A 258-nucleotide genomic window follows, 5' to 3' on the forward strand; every position below is an offset into this window, starting at 1 on the left:
GCCAGAGGGTGCGATGGGAAGCCTGCAATTACGCCAGCAAGTGTGGCTGCACCATATCGTGCTCGACAAAGGCGAAAGTGCGAATTTCCAGTTGCATGGGCCACGCGCGTATTTGCAATCGATTCACGGGAAATTTCATGCGCTTACGCATCATGAAGAGAAAGCGGCGCTGACCTGCGGTGATGGGGCGTTTATTCGTGACGAGGCTAACATTACGCTGGTTGCCGATTCCCCACTGCGCGCTTTGCTGATAGATTT

1 protein-coding gene is annotated in these 258 nt (G+C 53.9%); it reads left to right on the forward strand.

Translation table 11 applies throughout. The annotated features are described in order from the left end of the window. Window positions 1-13: 13 nt before the first annotated feature. Window positions 14-258: pirin family protein (locus AC0L27_RS41420; RefSeq protein ID WP_473323911.1), on the forward strand; the 245-nt coding region annotated here is incomplete at its 3' end.

The sequence above is a fragment of the Bradyrhizobium sp. Ken51 genome (assembly GCF_055807435.1).